Here is a 10,747-nt window from a genome sequence, read left to right as displayed (position 1 = left end):
CAATAGAAATTGATACTTAACCCAGGAGAAATCATACATGAGATCTGATCAATCATTAAAAACCAATATGAGAAACGAAACAAAAGTGAAACAGCTTTTTACCACAAAGGAGCTGGCTCTTGCCGGTATGTTTGCTGCAGTCCTTGCAGTTATTTCCCAAATCTCCATTCCATTGCCTACAGGGGTTCCCATCACCATTCAGATATTCGGCGTTGCCTTAGTAGGAATCATACTCGGCTGGAGGCTTGGCATGTTAGCCACAGTTGTATACATCCTTCTTGGAGCCGTGGGACTTCCTATCTTTTCCGGCTTTAGAGGCGGTATTAATATAATCCTTGGTCTTACAGGTGGTTACATCTGGGGCTGGGTATTCATGGTCTTTCTATGCGGCTTAAAGCCAAAGACCGGGAATAAAACCATTAACACCTTTCTTATGTTTCTGCTTCCGGTGCTGGGCACGATCGTGGACGAAATCATTGGAGGTCTTCAGTGGGCAGCTCTCTCCGGTGATATTTCCATATACGGCGTATTTACCTATTCCATGGTGGCATTTGTACCAAAGGACATACTTCTGACCATCCTGGCAGTCATCATTGGGGTTCCAGTGAGAAAAGCAGTTCAGAAATTAATATGACAAAAAGACCAGTACCTTTCCTGTGTACTGGCTTTTTTATTTCCTTATTTTTCCTGGGGTTGCTTGACAGGATTGGTGATAGAATTTAAAATAGTTTTTAATGCATTAAAAATCAGATAAAAAGAAGGTATTCACCATGATACAGGAAATTTTTCCTCATAGATTCTGCAATGATTTTGCAATTAAAACTCCAGATCAGGACAGCTACTTTTTGTATTTTCTGGATGGGCGCATCCTACTTTCTGATAAAGATTCAGAGACTATTCCCCAATTTAAGGAACTTGGCTCTCTTAAGGAAGAGGCCATGTCCCATTGTGACTATCTCTTTTCCATCGATGAGATGGATTTCTATCTGGTCGATGAATCCCAGATTTCCTTAAAAGAAGCCGATCATTTAAAGCTCTATAAAGCTAACATCATAAGAGAACTGACTCCCATGTGGGTTTCCTTTGCTGCGGTCTCAGCCCAGCATCTCCACCGCTTTTACATCACCAATCGTTTCTGCGGCTGCTGTGGGTCCCCTACCATGAAAAGCAAAAAAGAAAGAGCCGCAGTCTGTACCTCCTGTGGAAACACTATTTACCCCAAAATATCTCCGGCCGTCATAGTAGGTGTGACTTACAATGGTAAGCTTTTGCTGACCAAATATGCAGGCAGAGAGTATACCCGCTACGCCCTCATTGCAGGTTATACGGAGTTTGGGGAGACCCTTGAGGATACGGTACGGCGGGAAACCATGGAAGAGGTTGGAATCAAGGTAAAGAATATCCGTTATTACAAGAACCAGCCCTGGGGCTTTAGCGATTCCATATTAGTGGGATACTGGGCAGAGCTTGACGGTTCTCCAGATATTCATCTGGATGAAACTGAATTATCCACAGCCGTCTGGATGGCCCCAGAAGATATCCCCAATGATTTCACCAATTTAAGCCTTACCCACGAGATGATTCTGCTGTTTAAAGAAGGTAAGATAACACAATAATTATCATGAAAAAAGGTGCCTGGAATGGTCATGACTGACCATCCAGAGCACCTTTTTATTTCATCCATTAAGAAGCTTTCTTATAAAAGGAAGAATACCCGTTAGAAACCACATATCCCCGATATGGAACCTGAGCTGTCACAAGTACGATATTTAAAAGATCCACACAGGCTCCTCCCGCATTGAACACACTTAAGAAAATCAAATAGTGGCTCCAAATCCCAAAAGCATTGAGGATTACAGGGAATACAAAGGATATGAGAATAAGGGGCATAATGGATACCAAAAGAAACCGTTCTTTGGTAAGCTTCTCTTCGGTATAGACAAAGCCAAACAAACCGTTGAATCCCCAGTAGGTCTTCTCTGATCTCCATACCTTTGGTATAAATACGGCATGAATCAATTCATGAATCAAAAGACAGAGAACCATTCCTGCCAGATAGAGGATAGAGGAAAGATGAAAGGTCAACTCTATGGACATCCCCTCTTCGCTCATAAAATCAAAAAATGTTGGGTTTAAAAAATAACACCAGAATCCAGCCAGAACCATAAGAAGCATGGAAAGTGGCAGTGAAATTGCTATGGCTGCGCCTACGGATTTTGGTTCCTTTAGCTTTTTATAACCATGATGCGCCAGTTCCTCTGACCTTTTTTCATCCTCTGGGGGTATTTTTTTAATAAATTTCATCTTACATCCCTCAATTCGTTTCAATATTAGTTCCTATCCTATATATTAACATAAAACAGAGCGTCTATCCACCCCAGACTCCATCCTGCAAAAAACGGCATAGCCAATTCTGGCTATGCCGTCTCTCAACAAATCTTTATTTTGTTTGATTGTTCTTATTTTCCGTAGTAAGCCTTTAAATACATCTCTTTGATCTCGCTGAACAGAGGATATCTTGGGTTTGCACCGGTACACTGGTCATCAAACGCATTTTCAACCATCTCATCAAGAGTCTCTAAGAAGTATTTCTCATCTACGCCGTAATCTTTAATGGTTGCCTTGATACCAACGGCTTTTTTAAGCTCTTCAACCTTAACCAGGAATTTTTTGAATACGTCTGCATCATCTTTTCCTTCCACACCGCAGAAGCGTGCACATTCCGCATAACGCTCCAGTGTATGAGGATACTGGTACTGGGAGAAGGTTCCCATCTTTGCAGGTGCCTCTGATGCATTAAATTCCATTACAAGGGTAATGAGAAGGGCATTTGCCACACCGTGTGGAATGTGGTGGTAAGCACCTAATTTATGAGCCATGGAATGACAAACTCCAAGGAATGCGTTGTTAAAGGACATACCTGCCATACAGGAAGCGTCTGCCATCTTACATCTTGCCTCAACATTGGTACCGTCATTATAAGCGGTTGGCAGATAGTTGAATACATTCTTCATGGACTTTAATGCCAGACCATCGGTATAATCGGAAGCCATGATGGAAGCGTACGCTTCTAATGCATGGGTTAAAACGTCAATACCAGAAGCACTTGTTAAGCCCTTAGGCTGGCTCATCATATTATCTGCATCTACGATTGCCATATTAGGCATTAACTCATAGTCAGCAAGCGGATATTTAACGCCAGTTTCCTGATCTGTAATAACCGCAAAGGAGGTTACCTCAGAACCAGTACCGGAAGAGGTTGGAATGGCTACAAAGTAAGCCTTCTCGCCCATCTTAGGGAAGGTGTAAACTCTCTTTCTGATATCCATAAAACGCATTGCCATATCCTGAAAATCTACTTCTGGGTGCTCATACATAACCCACATGATCTTGCCTGCGTCCATTGCGGAACCGCCGCCCAGTGCGATAATGGTATCTGGCTGGAATGCTCTCATTGCTGCAGCACCTGCCTGTGCATTTGCAAGGGTCGGGTCAGGCTGAACATCTGAGAATACGGTATAAACGATTCCCATCTCATCAAGCTTATCTGTAATCGGCTTTGTGTAGCCGTTCATATATAGGAAGGAATCCGTAACAACGAATGCTCTCTTTTTGTTATAGATATCCTTTAATTCGCTCAGTGCTACTGGCATACAGCCTTTTTTAAAGTAAACCTTCTCTGGATTTCTGAACCACAGCATGTTTTCTCTCCTCTCAGCAACGGTCTTAATATTGAGCAGGTGGTTTACTCCTACATTTTCAGACACAGAGTTTCCGCCCCAGGAACCGCAGCCTAATGTTAAGGATGGTCTTAACTTAAAGTTATAAAGATCACCGATACCACCGTGGGAAGAAGGTGTATTGACTAAGATACGGCAGGTCTTCATAGCAGCCGCATGCTTTTCTAATTTTTCTTTTTCGTTTACATTCACATACAGGGAAGCTGTATGGCCGTATCCGCCGTCAGCTACCAGCTGCTCTGCTTTTTCAATGGCCTCGTCATAAGTCTTAGCTTTATACATAGCCAGAACCGGAGAAAGTTTCTCATGAGCAAATTCTTCTTCAATGTTTACGCTTTCCACTTCACCAATTAAGATCTTGGTGGATTCCGGTACATCAACTCCTGCAAGCTTTGCAATGGTGTGAGCCTTCTGGCCTACAATCTTTGCATTAAGAGCGCCGTTGATTACAATGGTCTTACGAACCTTATCAACCTCATCTCCCTTAAGGAAATAGCATCCTCTCTTCGCAAATTCCTTTTTCACCTCATCATAAACCTTTTCAAGAACGGTGACTGACTGCTCAGAAGCACAAATCATACCATTGTCAAATGTCTTGGAAAGAATGATGGAGTTAACAGCCATCTTAACATCAGCCGTATCATCAATGATAACAGGGGTATTTCCTGCACCAACGCCAAGGGCTGGTTTTCCAGAGGAATAAGCTGCTTTTACCATGCCAGGTCCGCCGGTCGCTAAAATGATATCTGCACCCTTCATAACTTCGTTGGTCAGCTCTAAGGAAGGAACGTCAATCCATCCGATAATGCCTTCCGGTGCCCCAGCCTTCACTGCCGCATCAAGCACTACTTTAGCTGCTGCGATGGTAGAATTCTTTGCTCTTGGATGTGGGGAAATGATGATGGCATTTCTTGTTTTTAAGCTGATAAGTGTTTTAAAGATCGCGGTTGAGGTTGGGTTTGTAGTAGGAATAACGGCTGCAATAACACCAATAGGTTCTGCTATTTTCTTAATGCCGTATGCCTTATCCTCTTCAATGACTCCGCAGGTCTTTGTATCCTTGTAGGCATTGTAGATATATTCAGCTGCATAGTTGTTCTTAATGACTTTATCTTCAACAACACCCATGCCAGTCTCTTCCACTGCCATCTTAGCCAATGGAATTCTTAATTTATTTGCTGCACTTGCTGCCTCATAAAAGATCTTGTCTACTTGTTCCTGTGTAAAGGTAGCAAATACTTTCTGAGCCGCTCTCATGGCGTCCATCTTAGCGATGAGGGAATCTACACTATCAATGATCTCAGGGATTCTTACCTGTTCTTCTTTCTTTGCCATCTTGAATATCCTCCAATTTTATATGAGCATAGTGGGTTAACTAAGTTCGATATTTTTTTAACGATGTATCGTGATTTCATTATATTACATTGTTATTTTTTTGTCAATATATTTTTTTATCATTTTATTCCTTCGTTCCGTTTTTTGTTACTCACCTAATATCAATACTTTTTTACTTATTAAAATTACTTATTAACCTTGTATTTCCTTTGTTATAAAGGAAATCGGTGTTTTTGTCTATTTTATCAGGCTAAAATGCCCTGGAATCTATCAAACTCTTCCATTCCCTGACAAATGCCTTTTCTTGCCATTTACAAGAAGCAGTGCTAATGAACGGATTTAAAAACTTGGCAAGCAATATCATGTATGTTATAGTTAGCCCTGGAACCATACTATAAGTCAGAGCATGAATTTCTTGTTTTTTTCATCATTGCAAGGCTTAGGTTTTAGAAAAGATATAAGGGGATTTTGGAATTATGAAAATAACCATCGGAATCGATCTTGGAGGAAGTACTACGAAAATCGTGGGATTTCAGGATCATACATTAAAAATACCCACCTTTGTTAAGGCAGATAATCCCATTGCCTCTCTTTTTGGTGCTTTGGGAAAATTCATATATGACAATAACATACAGTTAAATGATATAGAGAAAATCATGCTCACAGGGGTAGGGAGTGCTTATGTGGAACAGCCTCTTTACGGAATTCCCACCTATAAGGTAGATGAATTTACCTCAAATGGTTTGGGAGGACAATATTTTACAGGATTAAAAGATTTGATCGTTGTAAGTATGGGAACCGGAACCTCACTTGTCCAGGTAAATGGAGATAAGATCTTACACACTGGCGGCATCGGCATTGGCGGCGGAACCATTGTAGGACTTTCCAGTCTGTTATTAAAGACTCAGGACATTACCCAGATCATGGATTTAGCCAGCAGGGGTGATTTAAGTAATATAGATTTACAGATTCAGGATATATCAAAGAATCCGTTGCCCGGCCTTCCTCTGACCGCCACCGCCTCTAACTTTGGCAAGGTGCGCAATCTGGTATCCGAGGAGGATATCGCAATCGGAATCATTCATATGGTACTCCAGGTCATTGGAAAATCAGCGATCCTTTCATCACTTAACAGCAACATCCACGATTTTGTAATGACCGGAAATCTGGCTAAATTTCCTCAGTGTAAAGAGATTTTCCAATCTCTGGAGACCATGTTTGATGTTCATTTTATTATTCCGGAACAGGCAGAATACAGCACTGCCATCGGAGCCGCCCTTACAGAAGAACGGGGCATGGCCATGAAACAAGTATTATAAATTAATTAAAATTCAATCACTTTGCTTTCGCCGGTAAGAGTATTTATGGAGGCTTTGGCATTCTTTAAGTAAAGGACTTCCATCTTGTTATCGTCAACCGAATACATTTTACTTAATGCTCCTGGATACTCTTCCATCATGGCGACTCTGGCTTCTCTTCTGTCATCCGGCACAACTTCACATTCCAGCCGGATAAAGGTTCCCTTACTCATACCGCTGATCTCAACCTTGGGATTCTTTAACATTTGCTGGAATACCGGCTTTTTGTTATTGGTAATAATGTAAAGCTTTTCTTCAAAAGCACATACTGCTCCAAATGGACGAACTCTCGGCTGATCTCCATCTATGGTTGCAAGATAAAAGGTACCACATTCTTTTAAATATTTTAAAATCTCTTCCATATATACTCGGTTCCTTTCCTGAAACTACATTATTTTGATAATAATTATTATATATCATGGCCTGGAATTTACAAGATAAATTTATAATCGTGTGATAGTTCTTATGCTCTTTCACACTAAGGACGATAAGGTTAGCACTCTGTCACACTAGTAACTATAGTCCTAATGCTCTGTCACGTTAGTACCTCCAGGGTTTATCTGCTGTCGATCTGGTGCCCTTTGAGCTTATTTTCTATCACGTTAGCAAAAATCATCTTATAGCTTATAATGTCCCTCCCGACCGAAATGACCTTTTATGTAAATAATCAATCTCTTATGGCATATAAAAAGCAGGTGCCCAGCCGTACGCCCCCTCCTTCAAATAGACCCGGTAATGAGTCAAATCTACGCTGAAGGTATCGTACAAGCCAATCGCACCTGCTTTTTATTCTATTTAGGAATGATATCCCAATGCCATTTCCAAAGCATCCTTTTCTTCGCTTCCAAGTAAAACGTCTGTTTCGCCTCTATCTACTTCTTTGATGTATACATAACATCCTTCCCGGCTATGAACGGAGTTTAAAACAAAACCGGTATTGGTGTAATCAAGCATTGCCATGGCAAAGCTTAAGTTGCCTCCCATTCCCTTAAATGCATTATATTTTACAAGCCCAAACTTCTGAAAGGCACTTCTGTAGTTTTTATTGGTATTTCGAAGAGAATCCTTATTAGCCCGATCTTCTGCCTTTAGCTCTGAGATGTCTTCCATCTGGTCCATAATGATTTCTTCCAGGGTCTCCGCATCCTTCCCTCTCATGAAATAATCATATCTGCGGTACAGCTTTCTCATCTGAATCAGACATATGATTACAATAATCATTAATAATATGGTAAGCACTGCCAACCCCAAGATTAAAAAAGCTGGGTCAACCGGCAGCTGAGTTAACATACTGTTATCCATTCGTTCGTCCTCACTTTTATGATGTTACCTTATGGATTCTATCAATTCTACTATTCTTTCCAATTCAGCCTCAGAATAATACTCGATTTCCACTCTTCCTTTATTCTTATCCTTACGGTTGATGCTGACTTTAGTTCCCATAGCAGATTTCATCCGATCTTCTAATTCACGGAAAATCAGGGAAAGACTCACATCCTCTTCCTTCTTTTCCTTTGGTTCCTTCTTTTTTGATAAGGATTTTACAAGCTTTTCTACTTCTCTGACACTTAAGCTTTCCGCCACAATCTTACCAGCCAGCTGGAACTGAAGCTCTGGGTCCTCAACAGAAAGGAGGGCTCTTGCGTGACCACCTGTAATCTGGTTCTGGATAAGCATATCCTGAACCCTTTCATCCAGCTTTAAAAGCCGCATGCTATTGGTAATGGTAACCCTGTTCTTTGCAACTCTGGCAGCAATCTCTTCCTGCTTTAAGCTGAATTCCTGCATCAGTCTTTGGTACGCCTTTGCTTCTTCAATGGGATTTAAATCTTCTCTCTGAACGTTTTCAATTAAGGCAATTTCCATGGATTGCTGCTTTGTATATTCCCGGATAACCACTGGAACTTCTTTCAGACCTGCCAGCTTCGCAGCTCTCCATCGGCGTTCACCAGCAATAATTTCATAGAAATCCCCTTTTTTCTGCACCAAAAGTGGCTGCAGAACCCCATATTCTTTCATGGATTCTGCTAATTCCAAAAGTGAGTCTTCTTTAAATTCATTTCTAGGCTGATTCCGGTTAGGCTCTATGGAAGATAGTTTTAAAAACATCTCTTTTCCGGTTTCAAAATCGGGAACTTCATCCTTTTTCGCGGCTGCTTCCGCAGCTTCCTGTTTCTGATGATTCTTTATCTCCTGTTCCTCTGCCGCCGACTCCATGACCTCATCTCCAAAAATTGCTCCAAGTCCTTTTCCTAAACCTGTTCTCTTTGCCATATCTAGATATCTTCTCCTCTGCTTATTACTTCGGCCGCCAGTAACCGGTAGCTTTCTGCTCCGGCTGATCTGGAATCATATAAATTGATTGGCATTCCATGACTGGGAGCTTCCGCCAGTCTGACATTTCTGGGTATAATGGTTTTATAGATATTTTGATTTAAATTATTCTTTACGCTTTCCACAACTTCCAGGGAAAGATTTGTCCTGGCATCGTACATAGTAAAGACAACGCCTTCCATTTCTAAGGAAGGATTCAGCTTTTTCTTTACCAAACCTACGGTTTTTAGTACCTGGCTCAACCCTTCCAGAGCATAATATTCACATTGAATCGGCACTAAAACAGTGTTTGCGGCGGTTAAGGCATTGATTGTCAATAAATTAAGTGATGGGGGACAATCTATGATAATGAAATCATAGTTTTTCTTGACTTTTTCAAGATATGTTTTAAGGAGATTTTCTTTGTTCTCGATTTCCAACAGCTCAATTTCAGCTCCTGCCAACTCTACATTAGAGGGAAGTAAATCCAGGTTATCCTGGACATTGGTAATCAGACATTCATCAATTTCACACTCTCCTACCAGCAGATCATAGATGGTTTTTTCCACGGTGCTTTTTTCAATTCCAAGCCCGCTGGTTTCATTTCCCTGTGGATCAAAATCCACAGCTAATACCCGTTGTCCAGCCTCAGCAAGACATGCGGACAAATTGATTGCAGTAGTCGTTTTACCGACTCCGCCTTTCTGGTTTGCTATCGCAATGATTCTTCCCATTATTCGTTTTCTCCTGTATAACATCCGGAAATTGCAGTTCAAACTAGAGTATAGCATACTTTATTTTTTTTTCCTATGGTTTCCTGTAAAAAAAATACAGAATTTATAAAAAATGTTTCACGTGAAACATTTTACCAAGCTTAAGAATAAATTAATATGTTTGCCGTTGTAAGTCCATATTGATTATATTATAATAGGAAGAGATTATTCTACATTAGGAGGGAAATAATGAAAACAAAGAACAAATTACTGACTCTTCTCGTTTTATCCGCCAGTGCCGCAGCTGCTACTGCTGTCATTAATAAATGTATTAAACTATCTGCAACCTCCAAAAATCTATTATCTGATACGAAGGCTCATTGTTATAAATGGCGCTTCGGCAATATTCATTATACAAAAACAGGAACTGGAAAACCACTATTATTAATTCACAATTTATCCGCTCACGGAAGCGGCGTAGAATGGAATCAGATGATCAATAGTCTGAAGGATCACTACACAGTCTATGCCATTGATCTCTTAGGATGTGGAAGATCTGAAAAGCCAGACCTTACTTACACCAATTATCTTTACGTGCAGATGATTTCAGATTTTATTAAATCCGAAATTGGACATCGGACCAATGTAATTGCTACTGGTTCCTCTTCTGCTCTGGCAGTGATGGCATGTAACAATGCTCCCGAATTATTTGACCAACTTATGCTGATTAATCCAGACAGTCTATTGATGTGCAGTCAGATTCCCAACAAGCATAGCAAGGTCTATAAATTCATTTTAGATTTACCTATCATCGGAACGCTGCTCTTTAACATTGCTACCAGCAAGCAGGCCATCAAAGAGGAATTTACAAAAGATTATTTTTCCAACCCCTACTCTGTAAAAAACTCCATGATTGATACCTATTATGAATCCGCCCACCTTGGGGATTCTCCAAAATCCTTATATGCAAGCGTTACCTGTAATTACACCAAGTGCAACATTGTTAATCCTTTAAAGAAAATTGATAACAGCATCTATATCGTAGGTGGTAAGGATGTTGAAAATATGGAAGATATCATTCACGAATATCAAAGATACAATCCGGCCATAGAAAGCTCATTTATAAATAATTCCAAGTATTTACCACAATTGGAAAATCCTGCCGAGCTACTCCATACCATCCAGATGTTTTTTGTTTAAACCAATTCTATAAATGTATATACAAAAAATGTTTCACGTGAAACATCCCTGTTTAACAGTGGAGCACATGCTCCTGGATGTTTCACGT

Annotated in this window: 10 protein-coding genes; 4 read left to right on the top strand and 6 right to left on the bottom strand. The window is 40.5% G+C overall.

The window, feature by feature from the left end:
• Window positions 1-37 precede the first annotated feature (37 nt).
• On the top strand, window positions 38-634 hold the full coding sequence (locus OW255_RS00125; RefSeq protein ID WP_024837873.1) for a biotin transporter BioY: 597 nt from the start codon (window positions 38-40) through the stop codon (window positions 632-634).
• Window positions 635-770: 136 nt separating this feature from the next.
• Window positions 771-1,616: an NAD(+) diphosphatase gene (gene nudC, locus OW255_RS00120; RefSeq protein ID WP_024837874.1), complete on the top strand. Its 846-nt coding sequence runs from the start codon at window positions 771-773 to the stop codon at window positions 1,614-1,616.
• A 67-nt stretch (window positions 1,617-1,683) separates the two neighbouring features.
• Here nudC and OW255_RS00115 read toward each other — a convergent pair whose 3' ends face one another.
• Both OW255_RS00115 and adhE read right to left on the bottom strand, forming a co-directional pair.
• Window positions 1,684-2,304, bottom strand: a complete 621-nt coding sequence (locus OW255_RS00115; protein ID WP_024837875.1) for a DUF3267 domain-containing protein — start codon at window positions 2,302-2,304, stop codon at window positions 1,684-1,686.
• 155 nt (window positions 2,305-2,459) lie between these two features.
• The gene (gene adhE / locus OW255_RS00110; protein ID WP_268115222.1) at window positions 2,460-5,075 is read right to left on the bottom strand and encodes a bifunctional acetaldehyde-CoA/alcohol dehydrogenase; all 2,616 of its coding nucleotides are present in this window, start codon (window positions 5,073-5,075) and stop codon (window positions 2,460-2,462) included.
• A gap of 476 nt (window positions 5,076-5,551) precedes the next feature.
• On the opposite strand from adhE, the gene coaW reads away from it, so the two are divergent.
• Complete coding sequence (coaW, locus tag OW255_RS00105) at window positions 5,552-6,394, top strand: type II pantothenate kinase (RefSeq protein WP_024837877.1); 843 nt, start codon at window positions 5,552-5,554, stop codon at window positions 6,392-6,394.
• Window positions 6,395-6,399: 5 nt separating this feature from the next.
• On the opposite strand, the gene OW255_RS00100 is transcribed toward coaW, so the two are convergent.
• The 4 genes from OW255_RS00100 to OW255_RS00085 form a co-directional block, all read right to left on the bottom strand.
• Window positions 6,400-6,795, bottom strand: a complete 396-nt coding sequence (locus tag OW255_RS00100; RefSeq protein ID WP_268115221.1) for a pyridoxamine 5'-phosphate oxidase family protein — start codon at window positions 6,793-6,795, stop codon at window positions 6,400-6,402.
• Between the two features lie 433 nt (window positions 6,796-7,228).
• A complete protein-coding gene (locus OW255_RS00095; protein WP_024837879.1) occupies window positions 7,229-7,735 on the bottom strand; it encodes a DUF4446 family protein in 507 nt (168 codons plus the stop codon).
• 24 nt (window positions 7,736-7,759) lie between these two features.
• Window positions 7,760-8,707: a ParB/RepB/Spo0J family partition protein gene (locus OW255_RS00090; protein WP_268115220.1), complete on the bottom strand. Its 948-nt coding sequence runs from the start codon at window positions 8,705-8,707 to the stop codon at window positions 7,760-7,762.
• 2 nt (window positions 8,708-8,709) lie between these two features.
• Complete coding sequence (locus OW255_RS00085; protein ID WP_024837881.1) at window positions 8,710-9,480, bottom strand: ParA family protein; 771 nt, start codon at window positions 9,478-9,480, stop codon at window positions 8,710-8,712.
• Between the two features lie 228 nt (window positions 9,481-9,708).
• Here OW255_RS00085 and OW255_RS00080 point away from each other — a divergent pair, with 228 nt between their 5' ends.
• The gene (locus OW255_RS00080; RefSeq protein WP_024837882.1) at window positions 9,709-10,659 is read left to right on the top strand and encodes an alpha/beta fold hydrolase; all 951 of its coding nucleotides are present in this window, start codon (window positions 9,709-9,711) and stop codon (window positions 10,657-10,659) included.
• Window positions 10,660-10,747 lie beyond the last annotated feature (88 nt).

It is taken from the genome of Lacrimispora xylanolytica (assembly GCF_026723765.1).
Classification (GTDB): Bacteria; Bacillota; Clostridia; order Lachnospirales; family Lachnospiraceae; genus Lacrimispora; species Lacrimispora xylanolytica.
Note: the sequence above shows the minus strand (reverse complement) of the source record. Positions and strands in the feature narration are given on the sequence as shown.